Below are 15,787 nucleotides of genomic sequence, written 5' to 3'. Positions count from 1 at the left end.
AAAGGCATTTTTCAGACTGTAGACAAAAAGGAGTTGGTAATTAAACCAGCTCCTTTTGGCTATCCTATACTTAATTTTGAAACGAAAAGCTATAGGCTTTTCTTCTTTCCATAGCCATGTAGCCAGTTTCTTTAAATTCATGGTAGCAAACGTAAGCATCGTATGCGTGGCGACTTTTTCAATCCCTCGATAGTTCGTCCAACGCATCCCATGCTTCTCTTTTGCATCTGCAAATATTCGTTCAATGGTTTGTTTTCTCTTTTTGTAGATTTCTTTATTCAACGCTGTATGGCGCTGGTGCTCAAGTTCGTCCATCAGATCAGCCCAAATATGTCGAGTCACAACTTTTTGATGTGTTGCGCTCAATGTACAAGTTTTAAGTAACGGGCAGCTCATACAGAATTTTGGATTTGATTTATATGTCCTATAGCCCTCACGAGTAATTGTTGAAAATAGCAACGGTTGATTATTAGGGCATAAATAACAATCAAAATAGTCATCATAGACAAAGTCATTTTTACGAAACATCCCTTTCACACCATGAGGTGCAGTATAGGGAAGAACTGGATAAAGGTTCAAGTGTGTCAGAAAATGAACAAATTTCGGATTTTTATATCCCGCATCAGCGACAACACGTTTTATATTTGGAAAAGCTCTTTTTGACTGTTTAACCAGAGTAATTGCGACTTGACTATCATGTACATTTCCTGGTGTGACTAGCGTAGATAAGACAAATCCATTGTCATCGCAAGAAGTGTGTGCAGAATAAGCAAATTGTTTTTCTCGTTCGCTTTTAACATAGTAACCACTTTCTGGGTCTGAATAACTTATTTTTCGAAGACTCAACTCACTTTCTGTGTCCCATGTAAAAGGGCGTTTTCCCGTCGCAATACGTTCTTTATTTATTTCATCTTCTAATTCATCTTGATAGGCTTTTGCTTGACTGTAGGTCATTTCTTTCGTGAATTTATGTTTATTGGCATTTGCTTTGATATGAGTAGAATCAATATAAAGGTTGTCTTCCGTAACAAAACCAGCTTTTACAGCTTGTTCTAGAATATGAGAGAAAATGTCTTCAAACAAAGTGGTTTCTCTGAATCTTCGGACATAATTTTTACCGAATGTGGAGAAATGAGGGACTTTTTCGTTAAAAGAAAAGCCTAAAAACCAACGATAAGCAACATTTGTTTCGACTTCTTTAATTGTCTGTCTCATCGAACGAATACCAAATAAATATTGGATAAAAACTAATTTAATTAAGATCACCGGGTCAATACTAGGGCGACCTAAGGTCGAATAGGTAGATTCTACAATGGGATAAATAAAATCAAATTGAATCGCGGCATCAATTTTTCGAACTAGGTGATCTTTCGGTACAAGATCATCAAGCGTTAACATAGCAAATTGATTTCTACCTTCAACAGATTGTTTTTTCATCATTAGAATCACTCCCAAAATAGTTTATACAATTAGTATAAAACAAAAAAACTGTAAACAACACTCCAAATTTAGGCGTTTGTCTACAGTCTGAAAAATGCTTTTTGTGTAAAAGGCATTTTTTTTTAATATTTTTCTATTTTTTAGTATAGTTAATTAAAATACTTTTCTAGAGGATAAAACAATGACAATGACAATCACCTGCTTTATCGTAGAAGACGAATTGCAACATGGAAAAATAATTGCTGAAAGTATTGAAAACTTTTCTCCCACTAACTCTGAAATTACATTTCAGCCAAAAATCATAAGTGAATTTATCCATTTCTATGAAAATTTAAATGACTTTGTCTTTGCAGATAAAGATATATTTATTATTGATATACACCTAAATACCTATTTTTCAGGTATAGAGCTTGCGAAAAAAATTAGAACTTTAAACCAGAAAGTTCCGATTATTTTTCTCACCAATGATGAGCATAGCGGCATACAAGTGATTAATGCACAAATCTCCCCCTTAGGATACGTAGTGAAGCATATCTTGCCAAATATTATTTTTAAAGAAGAATTATTTTCACTGCTTGAACAAATCAGATCACAGCTCCTAGTTAATCTAAATAGTGGAGAATTACTCGTTTTTCGATCTGGAAATAGACAAATTATAATTTATCCAGAAGAAATATTTTATATTGCAACCATTAAAGGCGTTCGTGGGAAAGTGCTTATTAAAACACAAAAAAGCGAAATCACCTGTACAGAACAATTTCATCAGATAAAGAAAAAAGTTAGTCATACTCACTTTTTTACAGAGCTCAAGTCCTACATTATTAATCTTGCTCATATCAAGTCGTTCTCTAGATTGGAAGGAATTATTTTATTTGATCATGGTCAAGAACTTTATGTCGGGACTAAAATTGTTGATAAGATTTCTAAAAGATTGAAATAAAAGCTGGGATGGTGAACAAATATGTTCTACTTTACGATCTTATTCACTTTAAAAAATTTTTTATTTTTATGGTTAATAGAATATAATATTGTCCTAAAACGAAATCAAGTACTTTTGTTATCCAGTTTTTTATTTCTAATCGTTCTTTCAAGTTTCTTTGTTACTCAAACAGTTACTTCTTTATTAAATATTCTTTTTGTAGTAATAAAGATTTTTGTGTTGATTAAAATCTATAGAAATTGGCTCGTTCCTGTTCTTTCTTTTTCATGGATGACATTTGTTTTCTTGATAGTATGGACGATTACTTATGCACTCCCAACTCTGTTATTTTCATTCTCACATACTTCTGTAGTTTTATTATTGATATCTCAACCTCTCCTATTAATAGTGATTTGTTTATCTATGAGATTTTATATAAAAAAATACGATTTCTTTCTTATTCTTAAAAGTATACAAAAAAAGTATCGACTTTTATCATTAGCGATTTTTCTATTTGCTTGCATACTTTTTTATATGTATCGATCAATTGTCTATTCTATTTCCGCACAGCTACTGGCTTTTTTTTTCTTATTAATTTGTCTTAGTGGCTTTTTGTTTAGTTTTTTCTTCTATTTAATTGCTTCATCTTATAATCAGCGACAAGCTTATGCAACAATGGCTAAATCAATGAATTCAGTAAAGGAAACTTATGAAACTACCCTTGAATTTAGGCACGACTATAGAAATATATTAACTAGTGTCAATGGCTATCTTAATGAAGGGCAAATTACTGATGCCCAAAAATATATACAATCAATCATTAATTATTCATCTTCTATTCTAGTTCCTGAATATTATTCACAGTTACTCAATCTGTCTATTCCACCAATCCAAGCTATTTTGCTAGCTTTTTTTGAACAAGCCTCTTCAAAGGGAATCAATTTATATGTAGATATTCCTCAAAAAATTTATCAGATTGATATGGATTTAATTGATCTGACTCGTTGCTTGTCGATTTTATTAGACAATGCTCTAGAAGCTTATAATGAAGATAAAAACTATATGATTCAAGTATCAATATATCAAGAAAATGATCATACTTTTTTCCTCATTAAGAATCCTTTTACTGCTGATACTCATCTCTCACTAGACAAGATGCTTGAAAAAAAATATACCACTAAAAAAGGACATCTTGGAAAAGGGTTAACCATAGTAAACAAAATCACATCAGAATATACTAATGTTATAATGGATTTTTCTATAGAAAATGATCTTTTTTCTTCTAATTTAATAATAGGTACTCTTACTTGATTTAACAATTTTACTTTTGGATTTTTCAATTTTTATAAATCTGATACATAAATTACCAACACATAGAAAACAAAAAATATATTTAAGTTGAAATGAAAGAAGGGACAAAATGAACACCAAAATAACGATTCGCCCAGTTGAAGAAAAAGATTTTCCAGCATTGCTGCAAATAGAAAATAGGATTTGGACGAATGAAAACTCTCCAGTACTTCATTATTATGCATCGATAGAGGAATATAAAGAGAAAATAGACGGACGGATTATTTTTGTTGCGGTAGAGGAAGACAAGGTTCATGGCTTTGTTGACGTTCATCATCCAACACCACTACTCTCTCATAAAAAACAATGGATGTTCGGCATTGGCGTTCATCCTGACAGCCAGTCACTAGGCATCGGTCGACAATTACTCGATCATTTAAAAAAGGTTGCTGTCAAAGAAGGCATTCATAAAATTTCTTTACGAGTTATGGGATCGAATACTAAAGCAATTCAGTTTTACCGTAAAAATGGGTTCACTCAAGAGGCCCTATTTAAAGATGAATTTTTTATTGATGGACGATACTGTGATGACTATCAATTTGCCTATTTTACAAATTAATCTCAGATCGTTTTAATGTTTTCAGAAAATATTGGTTTTTTTCTGAAAATCAGCTTGCTGTAGGCTTCTTATTCTGTTACTTTTATTAAGGACAAAATTTAAGGAGTGTTGAAGTGTGACAAAGAAATTATCATGGCGTGATTACCTTTATGTAGGTTCCATGCTATTTGGCTTATTTTTTGGAGCGGGGAATTTGATTTTTCCTGTTCATATGGGGCAAGAAGCTGGTGCTAGCATTTTTCTAGCTAATTTGGGCTTTTTGATCACAGGTATTGGATTGCCGTTTTTAGGGGTGATTGCTATTGGTATCTCCAAAAGTAATGGTGTTTTTGATTTAGCAACTCGTATCAATCGCCGTTATGCCGTTGCTTTTACCATATTATTATATCTGACGATCGGACCTTTTTTTGCATTACCACGTCTAGCAACGACGTCTTTTGAAATTGGATTGGCCCCTTTTATTCCTAATGACCAGCATAAATTATTTTTAGCAATTTTCTCTGCACTGTTCTTTTTGATTGCCTGGGCATTTTCTCGTAAGCCTTCTAAATTATTAGGGTATGTAGGAAAATTTTTAAATCCATTATTTCTATTTTTATTAGCAATTTTGATTCTATTTGCTTTTCTTACCCCTCTTGGAGCTGTATCATCTGCACCTGTTACGGATGCCTACGCAGTAAATCCTTTTTTCAAAGGCTTTACAGAAGGATATAATACCTTAGATGCACTAGCTTCTTTGGCTTTTGGAATCGTCATTGTTTCAACGATTCGAGGAATGGGAGTAGAAAAACCAAATGATATTGCAAAGGATACGATAAAATCAGGAGCAATCAGCATTGTCTTGATGGGCATCATTTATACTTTGTTATCTTACATGGGAACGATGAGTTTAGGCAAATTCCCTCTCAGTGAGAATGGTGGTATTGCTTTAGCTCAGATTGCTAACCATTATTTGGGTAATTTAGGCAGTATTTTACTCGCTTTTATTGTTATTTTAGCTTGTTTGAAAACAGCAATCGGATTGATCACTGCTTGCTCTGAAACATTTAGCGAGCTTTTTCCAAAAGGTTCTTATGCCTTTTACATCGCTGGTGCTAGTATTTTACCTTGTTTGTTCGCAAATGTTGGGTTGACCAATATTATACAATTTTCGATTCCCGTTTTAATGTTTCTTTATCCTTTAGCAATGACGTTGATGATTCTAGTTATCATCAGCCCGCTATTTCAACATCGCAAGGAAGTCTATCAAATGACAACCTATGTGACTCTTATAGCTGCATTGTTGGACGCTTTAAATAGTGCTCCTGATTTCATCAGATCCAATACTGGTGTTGCAACTATTTTGAAGTCCGCTCAGAACTACTTGCCGTTATTTACTATCGGTATGGGCTGGGTCGTTCCTGCAATTCTAGGTTTTATTGCTGGGTTGATTTGGATCAAGATAAAAAAAGAATCGACTTATCATTAAAAATGAGAGATGTGATAAAACAGTATGTTTTATCCATCTCTTTTTTAACACTTTCTCACCACAAACTTATCTATCATACTGATATTTTTTTCGACCCAAATGAGAAATAATGTTCATCACATCCTATCTTTTGTTCATTTCAGGAAAAAGCTTGCCTTTTTGTTAAGGATGCATCACTAACTGTTCTACCGTTATCGTTTGAGCTGACAAGTGACCATGAAGTACAGTAGAATAGGGGCAAGGAAGTGATTAGCATGCTCTATGAAGAATTGATGATGGATTCGGGAATGCTTACAAAATTCAAATTGTTCAAACGAATCACACAAATCAATCAATCAGATATTTCTATTACCCAATTATCTGAAGAACTCTCGTTAAATTATCAACAGACGTTTATTATTGTAAATGAAATAAATAATGATCTGGTTAAAGTAATCTCTAGTCATCCCTCTATTTTAAAAAAGGCTGGGAAAATCGATAGTACTAAATTGCTTGTAACAATTGATGAATATCGTTATTTTTTGCTGAAAAAGTCAGTGCCATTTCAATTTATTCTTTATTTTCTAAACTATGATTCTCCTAACATAGATGATTTTTGTCAACGATATTACGTTAGCCGTTCTACAGTTTCTAGAAAGATGCTGCCTTTGAAAAAGCACGTAAAGCAATATAATCTACGTTTTACATATACTGAAGCCAACTTATCTGGCGATGAACGTGCTGTTAGAGTCGCTCTTTTTGATACTTTGTGGTTAGGAACAAGAGGAACTGCTTGGCCATTTAAAAGTGTTGCACGTGAGGATGCTGAGCGCCTTGCTAGTGCCTTTTCTGAATATTTTCCTTTATCCAGAACTTATTTAGGTGCAAAGGAATTAACCTATTTTGCTGCAATTTTTCTTTGCCGTACTCGAAAAAAGATTTACGTTTGCTATGATGATAAATATGACTTTTTAATGATGGATAACCCTTATTATGATTTTGAGCGCCTAAATAAAGAGCTTGGTCCCATCCAAGCATTGCCTGCTAAATACAGTAAAGGAGAAAGCAGCTTTATCTTCTTCTTAGCACACTATGCTCCTTTTTATACGCTAGATGATGATCCTTCCTTGTTTCAAACACTGCAGGATTTTTCCGCACGGCCTAATCCCGTCTATGAATTAGTTCAGGAATTTTTAGACTATGCTAAAATCAACATCTTTAAAAAGGAACCAGACGTCCTTAATAAACCAATTATTATTGGAAATCTGCTAAATATTACCTTTGCTTTCTTTGTCTTACGTCAACCTTTCCCAAATCTTCAAAAATTGGTAGAATTACCGCGTAAAAAGAAAAAAGCAGGCGAACTTCTTGAAGCAAGAATTCAAACTTTCTTTGATGAAAAAGCGAAAGAGAAAGAGTATAAATTTATTTATACGATCAAAAAACCATTAGTTAACGCATTCAAAAGTGTCTTACTGCCCGCTTATGATAAACCAAAACATTCTGAACATCTAAACGTCGGGATTGCTTTTGAGCATAATTTTCTTTTAGTTAGGAGAATCTATCAGTTTTTAAATGATCTAGGTTTTGTAGATTCTGCTCCTTATCAAGAAGAGTTGAATGAACAGTATGATTTAGTAATTAGTTCTTCTTTGTTGCCAAGAAAAAAATATCCAGAATTACCACTTTATTTCTGGGATTTATCTTATGATGAAGAGGAGTTAGCTGACTTATATCGAACATTACAACAGCTTTTTGAGAAGAAAAATATTATACAAGAAGAATCAAACTGACACTTCACGAGTTAACGGACGATTTATTTCACTCAACTTTATATACTAATTATAGAAGGATACTTTTGACTAATTTTTAATGGCTATCAATTTTTCACATAGTGCATCTCCTATTATCGGTCAATACTATAATTTTTTGAGCTTTGTTTTTGAAGGATATCAGAAAATCCATCAAAAAACACGCGTCGTTGCTAACTTTTCAGGAAAAAAACTAGCGACATTTGGTGATTGTGATGTTATTAATGACGGCAATGAATTGCCCGTTATTTGTTATTCCCTCAAGGAGGATAAAAACCTACACTGGCTACTTTACGCTCTTTCAGATCGTTTAAGAATGAAAGGTTGTAAAGTTCCCACTTATCGTTTACCAAAACTCCTGTCCAACGAATCGTTGTTCGGGAGGACTTTAGAATGAATTTAGCAATGATTTCATTAAGGACTTACAAAGTAGATTGATCGTACTAAATCAAGCACATATTCTTTTTCATGATAACGATGGATTACAATCTTATGACTTCACTCGTTAAGCATGTTTCATGTTTAACACTTAAATAGATACAGATAAAAAAGTTCTCAGCTAAGTTATAAGCTGAGAACTTTTTATTCACACTATTCATACTTTACTTCAACTAAACACAATCCTTCTGGATGCGCGGTGGGTCCAGCTAAATTTCGATCTTTGGCCGCCAGAATTTCTGGAATTATTGTTTCATCCATCCGCCCATTCCCTATTTTAAGTAGTGTACCTACCAAGATTCGAATCATTTTGTATAAAAAGCCGTCACCTCGAAACGTGAAAAGCAGCTCATCTTCTGCCTCATTAACATTCAAAATCACTTCATGGATCGTACGTACCTTATCTTCTATTTCAGTACCAGAAGCACAAAATGAAGTAAAATCATGAGTTCCCACTAAATCAGTTAACGCTCTCTGGATTTTTTTTGTATCTACTTCATAAGGAAAATAACTCGCATAGAATCGACTAAACGGACTTCTCGGTTTTCCAATATCTACCCGAAATTGATAGGTTTTCTCAACAACATGATAACGAGCATGAAAATCATCTGAAACGATCTCCACACTTTTCACTGCGATATCTTCTGGTGTTTGGGTGTCCAACGCATAACGCATCTTCTCTAAATCTCTCGTTTGTGGATAATCAAAATGAATGACCTGTCCTGCAGCATGAACCCCTGCATCTGTTCGACCAGAACCAAAAATCGTAATTGTTTTACCATTATTCATTTTCCTCAATGTTTTTTCAAACTCTTCCTGAACAGTTCGGCCATTTGGCTGAGTTTGAAATCCATTAAAATTCGTTCCATCATACGCAATTATCGCTTTATAGCGCGGCATTTCTTTTCCACCTTTACTTCTAACTTCTTATTAAAACTAACACTACAGTTAAAATGGCAAACGCCAACATCACTACTGTGTCTTTCAAGTGCCAATGAAGAATCCGATATTTCGTTCGGCCATCTCCGCCTTGATATCCACGAGCCTCCATTGCAGTCGCTAAATCTTCTGCTCGATTAAAACTGCTAACAAACAACGGTATCAACAAAGGAACGACTGCTTTCATTTTCTGGATCAAATTTCCTTCTCCAAAATCTACTCCACGTGCTCGCTGCGCATTCATGATTTTTTCAGTCTCATCCATCAATGTTGGCACAAAGCGCAACGCAATCGATAACATCAATGAAACTTCATGAACTGGGAAACGAACAACTTTCAAGGGACGCAATAAATATTCGATCGCATCTGATAAATCAAGAGGCGGCGTTGTCAATGTCAATAATGTAGACATAAAAATAATCAATACAAAACGGCAAAATATAAACAAACCATTGATCACACCAAATTCGGTAATCGTAAAAATTCCCCAACTAAAGTAAACTTCCCCACCTTGAGTAAACAGCATCTGTAAAGCCACTGTAAATAAAATCAACCAAATCAGCGGTTTGATGCCACGAATAAAGAATCGAATATTTACTTTAGATAGAAAAATCGCAAATAAAGTAAAAATAGCTAAAATAGCATATGTTTGCCAATTATTCGCTAAAAATATGATCCCAATAAAATAAAAACTAGCGATCAATTTTGCCCGCGGGTCCATCGTATGGATAAAAGAAGTTCCTGGGATATAGCGACCAAAAATCAATTTATTCATCATAGATCTCCACCAGCCTTTTTGAAGCCTTTTAATAAATCATCCGCTAAAGCTTCCGCAGTCAATGGTAATCCTTCAAAAGAAAAACCTTTCGCTCGTAATTTCTCTGCAAAGATCGCAGCAGTTGGTACACCTAATTGTTTTTCTTTCAACCAATCAATATCCTGAAAAACTTCTTGTGGTGTGCCAGCCTTAACAATTTGGCCTTGTTCTAATACGATCACATGATCTGCATAATTAGCCACGTCATCCATTAAATGGGTCACCAAAACAATCGTCATACCGCGTTCTTCATGTAAACGCTGAAACATTTCCATCATGTCTTTACGCCCTTGTGGATCAAGTCCTGCTGTAGGTTCATCCAAAACGAGCACTTCCGGTTCCATCGCCAGAACACCAGCAATCGCCACACGACGCATTTGACCTCCTGATAATTCAAATGGAGAGCGTTCCAAATAACTAGCATCTAGTCCAACTAACTCAAGCATTTCAGCAGCTAATCTAGCAGCATCTTCTCCTGATACGCCAAAGTTCTTCGGACCAAAAGCGATGTCTTTGGCTACCGTTTCTTCAAATAGCTGAGCTTCCGGAAACTGAAATACGATACCAACTTTTTTACGGATCGGCTTTAAATTTTTATTATTTGTCTCAGGAACGATCACTCGATCACCAATCGTTACAGTTCCTTTTGTTGGTTTTACTAACGCATTCAAATGCTGTAACAAAGTGGATTTCCCACTACCAGTATGCCCTACGATTGCTGTATAAGAGCCATTTTCTATCGTCAAATTTAAGTTGAATAATGCCCGTTGTTCAAATGGTGTATTCGGTTGGTACGTAAAATCTACTTTTTCAAAACGGATGTCCATAACCAATCCACCATCCTTTCTTCAGTCAAATATTCATTTGGCACCTCGATACCACGCTGTTTCAAAGAAATTTTTAGTTTTTCTGGAAAAGGTAAATCTAAGCCCATCTGGATCAATTCCGTTCCAGCAGAGAAAATTTTCTCTGGAGTGCCTTCATTAACAAGTTCTCCTTGTTTCATTACTAAAATCCGATTCGCATTAGCAGCTTCATCAATATCATGTGTAATAGAAATAACGGTTAAGTTACTTTCCTCTTTAATTTTTTTAATTGTCGAAATAACCTCTTCTCGTCCCTCTGGATCAAGCATGCTTGTAGCTTCATCCAAAATAATGATATCTGGACGTAAAGCAACTACACCTGCAATTGCTACACGCTGTTTTTGTCCGCCTGACAATCGAGCTGGCTCCCGTGTGGCAAAGGCACTCATTCGAACTTTCTCTAACGCATCTTTAACTCTAACAAGCATTTCCTCGCGAGGAATCCCTTGATTCTCTAAACCAAATGCAACATCATCTTCTACTGTTGACCCAACAAACTGGTTATCAGGATTTTGAAACACCATCCCTACCATTTTGCGAATATCCCAAACGTTGTTTTCATTTAGCTCTTTTCCGCCAACTGAAATGCTGCCAGAAGCAGGTAGTAATAACCCATTGATCGTTTTGGCCAACGTTGATTTCCCTGACCCATTGTGTCCAATAATCGCAATCCACTCACCTTGTTGGATGGAAAAAGATACATCTTTCAAAGCGGGAGAAGCATCTTCTGGTTGATAGTTAAAATCAATATTTTTTAATTCAATTATCGGTTGCATCGCGTACTCCCTCAATTATTTAGTCTTACTAACACTAACAAAAAATCAGTGTTTTTTCAATCATATATTCTTTTAAATACAACAATACTCATTATAACAAAAATAACTCCGTTAAGGGAGAAATGAACCTACCAAGAGCGATTTTTTATAAAATAAGCAGTAAACTTTCAAACAACTTTTTCTTAGAAAAAACATAGTACTTTTTTACGTTATTTCTTTGATTCAACAAAAATAGCATAAATATAACTTTTCCAGTTATATCTATGCTACTTTTTCAGTTTTCTAAACTTGTTATTCACTGTTATTTAAACATTATCCAACCAATAACCTCTAGAACGAACTGTTTTAATCACTTTGGGTTGTTTGATGTCTTGTTCGATTTTACTTCGTAGGTGAAAAATGATATTACTGACTCGATATAGATTAGACTCTTCTCCGTCTTGTTGCCATATCTCTTCCCAGATTTCCTCATACGTTACTACTTGTCCCACATTTCGATATAATAAGTCCAATACTTGGTATTCTAATCGGGTTAACCGTATCGCTTTTTGATCTCCGATCTTTACTGTGCTATTTCTTCCGTTAAGCAAGATCTCTCCTGCTGGTGCTTTCACAAAAGGCTCTTCCTCTCGGGGCGTTCCTTTCGTCTTAAAACGATTTAAATGATTCGTCAATGTCAGTAACCACTCTTCTACCGTCAATTGATCCGTCACTACTCCATCGACTCCCAAACTTCGGTAAACTTTTCGGGTACTTTCGCTTTCTAACGTTGTCCAAACCCATAATAAGGCATTGGTCACTTTTCTTGTATGCAATATATATTCGCAAATCTTCGCAATCTGTTCCATCGATTGTTCATAAAAAAGAAGTAAATCATACGTATTTTTTTCTAACGGTTCTTGTGTGTCAATGACTCCCACTTGCCACTCGTTTGGCCATTGTACGTCATTCAGGTTCTCTTCTCCAAACGTCACTATTCCTACTCTGTACATCTTATTCTCCTCTCCACCTCTCTTATTACCGACTTGTATTCACCACACCAATAATCTCTTCTTTTTTTATCACACTGTACTCTCGACTATCCGTTGAATACAAGCGGTTATCTCCCATCACAAAATAGGTATCTTTTGGGATGGTTTCAACTCCAGTTAATTCATAGAAACTAAAATCTTTCGTGTAGACAAAGCCATTCTCAAACGCCGCTTTTTTTTCCGAAGCGATAAACGGTTCTGCTCGTTCTTCTTCATTTATGAACAGTTGGTCATTTTGATAGGCTATTTTTTCTGTGGGCAACCCAATAATACGTCTTAACTCTGATTTCTGTGCACTTTTGCGTTTAATCAACACGATCGCTTGACGCTGAATGGGGGCTTGTTTTTCAATCAAGACATACTCCCCCAGTTTCAAGGTGGGACTCATTGCGTAGCTGTCGACTTTCGCTAAACTGAAGAAGAAATAAGATTGTGCATATATCAATAAAATAAGGAGGCCCATACCACAGATTACTTCTATAAACAGTCTATTCCGCTTTTTACGACGAACTAGTTTGTTTAGTGCCTGCTTGTTCTTCTTCGTTCGCTGAATGGATTGACTATTTCTAGATCGTTTGTTCTTCGGTTTACCTGTTTGTTTTTTTGCGCTCATGATCCGATCCTACTCAAGAATTGCTTTTGGCTTTTTTTAGGGCTGCTTCATCGACTTTGTACAATTCAAAGACTTTCTTTTGGTACCCACGTATTCGGTTGATATCTTCTTGATACCCTGCGATCACTTCTTCATTCCCATAAAAACCATCCGTCATGCGCATCGCATTCGTGCCAAGATCCAACATCGCCTTATAGTAACGATTCAAGATCAACTGACCTTCTTCTGTGTTCAAATCACTCGCTCGATTCGCACCATAACTCGTAATAGCGCTCGCTAAGTAGCGGATATTTCCATCTAGTTTTTCCTTACGTTCACTTTCTGTTTTCGCCTTTTCCAACTGCTCATCAAAATCATTCAATAAAAAGTAACTTTTTACAACGGACTCTTCATCTTCATGACTTAGGCTCATTGATTGGTAATAGGCTACCAATTGACTTCCCCCAAAAAATAGAAACGTGACGACCAAAAAAAGGAGTGTTCGACGCTTGTTTTTCTTCTTTTGTCCTTGTAAGTGTTTCCGTTTTCGAGCAAGTTGTCGTTTTCGTTTGGCCCCTTTTCCTCGTTTTTTTGCCAGTTGTTTGGCTTCTTTGGTTAGTTTGACAGAAATCAATACGCACAGAAGGAAAAGCAATCCGCTCAGTATCGTCAATGTTAGAAGGACGAGTATGGTTATTTCCAATACAGTCATTTCTTTACCCTACCTTACTTCGGTCTATTTCTTTCTGTTTTTTCTTTCTGTTTTCTTCTTTTTGGTATTCACGAAACGGATTCCGCCAATAAGACCAATGACGATCACAAATATTCCTACCGCTACCCCTATGATCAAGGGCCAATTCACGCCTTTTTCCCGCACTAAATCGACATCATCTTGGTTAAATTTATCTGCTTGTTCGTCTGTAATGGTGAAGTCTTCCTGCCATGTCCATTTTTGATCCCCAGCTTTCGCAAGGATATTCGCTGTATAGGTTCCTGGCACCATCTTTTCCCCATTCATCGTAACGGGGAAATGCAAAAAGGTGTTGGGGGCGATATTAATGCTTGATTTCTTGGTTTCGTATAGCACTTCCGCTTTGCCTTTTGGCGTTATTTGGACTTCCATTGATAATTTTCGTAAAAATGCTGCCTGAGTATTGGAGACATCCACAAAAATCGTATTACGATAATTGAATTGGCCTACTTCTACTTTGTTCAAGGCTAGTTCTGGTTTGACTTCTTTGTCTGTTTCTTGTAACACCATCGCAATGACATAGGCATATTTATTGGCGATATTCGCCCCTTCTTTTGCGGGTTTTTCTTCTTGGTTCTCCCCTTCAATCGTTTTTAATTGAATTCCGCCAACAATAATCCCATCATATGACGTTTCCGGCATTGTAATCGTAATCGGGACCGTTTTCTCTTCTTTAGGCGCTAAGGTGACTGTTTCAGGGGCGTTCACTAAATCCACAAAATCAAATTTTAACGACGCATCTTTTTCAATTTGGCTAGGGCCATATTCAATCACACCACTAGAGTTCGTTCTTGTACCATTCAAGCTGATACCGATCGTTAACTCTTTCTCCCCTAAATTTTTCATCAAGAGGCTGACTTCTTGTTTTTGTCCTGGTGTCATCTTCAAATCAAAGTACCCATTTTCTTCTTTCTGATTCTCTGGATAATTGAGTTCATAATAAAAACCTGTTGCCCCTTGTGCATCTTGTGCGGAGGGTTCGTTGGCATATGTATAGTGATTGGTACTGATGATGCTTATCATTGCCATCATCAAAAATAACATGTATGTTCGTTTTAATTTCATTCGATCTTCTTCCTTTACTTATAAGATAAACAAGGGCTGACAGTTAGAAACTGCCAACCGCTTGTACGCCTCAGTACTAAACTGAGTAGTTCACCTAGTTTCGTATCACGAATTAAGGTGCTGGTGTGTATTCAATTGACCATGTGATATCTGCTTCGTAAGTGCCTAATTCAATGGTTTGAGCTGGTACGTTTAAGGAAACTGAACTAGCAGATTTACCAACACCTGCAGTAGAAGCACCTGGACGTATAATCCCCGCTGCAGTAAAGTCAGCGGATTGTCCGAATTCCGCAGAATACGTTCCTAAACCAACAGCTCCTGTAGACGCTGTGTTATCAAAGACCAACTGTTTGCCGGCACCTGGATTGGTTGCGCCATTTCCTAATGTGAAGTTTGTTGGTTCTCCTGCTGGCCAATAGTTAATATTTTCTTGTGTTGAATTTAATAAGCCATTTGTGTAAGCAATCGTTGCTTTATCTAGTGATTTCGTTGTTTTTGTTGTGTGTGTAAATTGTTTTGTCATTTCAGCTTTGATAGAATACGTGTGGTCATCTCCAGCACGTTTGTCTGTCCATTGTACGTATGGTCCACGTACTTTTCCTGCTGTTTCTGTCCCATCTGGAGCCACTTCTGTTACTGGAATTTCTGCGGCTGTGTATGTTTCTGTTTTTGTCGATACTTTTTGTTGCCCAAAATTCAACACCGCTACACGGTCAATCGTAATTGGACCAAAGACTGGGTTTTTATCTACAGTGTTTGGATCTTCTGGCTTGATTGTCCCTGGTTTCTCTGGATCGATGTCTTCATTGTCCCCATTGTCTTCAATGATTTCAATGATTCCTTTTCCTTTTAATGAGTGCTCATCCGCAAAAGCTGTTGCGCTCCCTGCTAGTGATGCTGAAACGATGGCTGCTAAAGCAACGGTACATAGTGTTCTTGTTTTCATTGTGTTTTCCTCCTAAAGATATATGTGTGTTTTATATATA

At 35.9% G+C, this 15,787-nt stretch carries 15 protein-coding genes and 1 pseudogene; 6 read left to right on the top strand and 10 right to left on the bottom strand.

Going from position 1 to position 15,787, the window contains the following annotated elements; all coding sequences use genetic code 11:
* Window positions 1-11: 11 nt before the first annotated feature.
* Window positions 12-1,440: pseudogene (locus AC4BB7_RS02545) on the bottom strand (IS1182 family transposase).
* Between the two features lie 181 nt (window positions 1,441-1,621).
* Here AC4BB7_RS02545 and AC4BB7_RS02540 point away from each other — a divergent pair.
* The 6 genes from AC4BB7_RS02540 (at window position 1,622) to AC4BB7_RS02515 (ending at window position 7,923) form a co-directional block, all read left to right on the top strand.
* Window positions 1,622-2,380 carry a LytR/AlgR family response regulator transcription factor gene (locus AC4BB7_RS02540; RefSeq protein WP_490484307.1) on the top strand — a complete coding sequence of 253 codons (759 nt, stop codon included), beginning with the start codon at window positions 1,622-1,624 and terminating at the stop codon, window positions 2,378-2,380.
* A gap of 21 nt (window positions 2,381-2,401) precedes the next feature.
* Complete coding sequence (locus AC4BB7_RS02535; RefSeq protein WP_490484306.1) at window positions 2,402-3,670, top strand: sensor histidine kinase; 1,269 nt, start codon at window positions 2,402-2,404, stop codon at window positions 3,668-3,670.
* 109 nt (window positions 3,671-3,779) lie between these two features.
* Entirely contained in the window at window positions 3,780-4,268 is a 489-nt protein-coding gene (locus AC4BB7_RS02530; protein WP_490484305.1) for a GNAT family N-acetyltransferase, read from the top strand.
* 115 nt (window positions 4,269-4,383) lie between these two features.
* Window positions 4,384-5,736 (top strand): branched-chain amino acid transport system II carrier protein, encoded by a 1,353-nt coding sequence (brnQ, locus tag AC4BB7_RS02525; RefSeq protein ID WP_490484304.1) that lies wholly within the window; start codon window positions 4,384-4,386, stop codon window positions 5,734-5,736.
* Between the two features lie 254 nt (window positions 5,737-5,990).
* On the top strand, window positions 5,991-7,508 hold the full coding sequence (locus tag AC4BB7_RS02520; RefSeq protein ID WP_490484303.1) for a helix-turn-helix domain-containing protein: 1,518 nt from the start codon (window positions 5,991-5,993) through the stop codon (window positions 7,506-7,508).
* A gap of 79 nt (window positions 7,509-7,587) precedes the next feature.
* On the top strand, window positions 7,588-7,923 hold the full coding sequence (locus AC4BB7_RS02515) for a hypothetical protein (RefSeq protein ID WP_490484302.1): 336 nt from the start codon (window positions 7,588-7,590) through the stop codon (window positions 7,921-7,923).
* A 194-nt stretch (window positions 7,924-8,117) separates the two neighbouring features.
* Here the strand turns inward: AC4BB7_RS02515 and truA are convergent, their stop codons facing one another.
* From truA to AC4BB7_RS02470, 9 genes are all read right to left on the bottom strand, one after another.
* The gene (gene truA / locus AC4BB7_RS02510; protein ID WP_490484301.1) at window positions 8,118-8,864 is read right to left on the bottom strand and encodes a tRNA pseudouridine(38-40) synthase TruA; all 747 of its coding nucleotides are present in this window, start codon (window positions 8,862-8,864) and stop codon (window positions 8,118-8,120) included.
* Window positions 8,865-8,883: 19 nt separating this feature from the next.
* Window positions 8,884-9,681: an energy-coupling factor transporter transmembrane component T family protein gene (locus AC4BB7_RS02505; RefSeq protein WP_490484300.1), complete on the bottom strand. Its 798-nt coding sequence runs from the start codon at window positions 9,679-9,681 to the stop codon at window positions 8,884-8,886.
* Window positions 9,678-10,547, bottom strand: coding sequence for an energy-coupling factor ABC transporter ATP-binding protein (locus tag AC4BB7_RS02500; RefSeq protein WP_490484299.1), 870 nt, complete (start codon window positions 10,545-10,547; stop codon window positions 9,678-9,680). Before AC4BB7_RS02500 ends, AC4BB7_RS02505 begins: the two co-directional genes overlap by 4 nt.
* A complete protein-coding gene (locus AC4BB7_RS02495; protein ID WP_086315362.1) occupies window positions 10,523-11,362 on the bottom strand; it encodes an energy-coupling factor ABC transporter ATP-binding protein in 840 nt (279 codons plus the stop codon). The genes AC4BB7_RS02500 and AC4BB7_RS02495 overlap by 25 nt, the downstream gene beginning before the upstream one ends.
* Window positions 11,363-11,667: 305 nt before the next feature.
* Window positions 11,668-12,354 (bottom strand): winged helix-turn-helix domain-containing protein, encoded by a 687-nt coding sequence (locus AC4BB7_RS02490; RefSeq protein ID WP_490483038.1) that lies wholly within the window; start codon window positions 12,352-12,354, stop codon window positions 11,668-11,670.
* 25 nt (window positions 12,355-12,379) lie between these two features.
* The gene (gene lepB / locus AC4BB7_RS02485; protein WP_490483039.1) at window positions 12,380-13,006 is read right to left on the bottom strand and encodes a signal peptidase I; all 627 of its coding nucleotides are present in this window, start codon (window positions 13,004-13,006) and stop codon (window positions 12,380-12,382) included.
* A 13-nt stretch (window positions 13,007-13,019) separates the two neighbouring features.
* The gene (locus tag AC4BB7_RS02480; protein WP_086314058.1) at window positions 13,020-13,697 is read right to left on the bottom strand and encodes a hypothetical protein; all 678 of its coding nucleotides are present in this window, start codon (window positions 13,695-13,697) and stop codon (window positions 13,020-13,022) included.
* Window positions 13,698-13,721: 24 nt separating this feature from the next.
* Window positions 13,722-14,801: a WxLIP family cell surface protein gene (locus AC4BB7_RS02475; protein ID WP_490483040.1), complete on the bottom strand. Its 1,080-nt coding sequence runs from the start codon at window positions 14,799-14,801 to the stop codon at window positions 13,722-13,724.
* 112 nt (window positions 14,802-14,913) lie between these two features.
* Window positions 14,914-15,747: a WxL domain-containing protein gene (locus tag AC4BB7_RS02470; protein WP_490483041.1), complete on the bottom strand. Its 834-nt coding sequence runs from the start codon at window positions 15,745-15,747 to the stop codon at window positions 14,914-14,916.
* Between the last annotated feature and the right edge of the window lie 40 nt (window positions 15,748-15,787).

It is taken from the genome of Enterococcus sp. AAFC-DPL-5182 (assembly GCF_058216605.1).
This window is presented reverse-complemented; position numbering and strand designations above follow the sequence as displayed.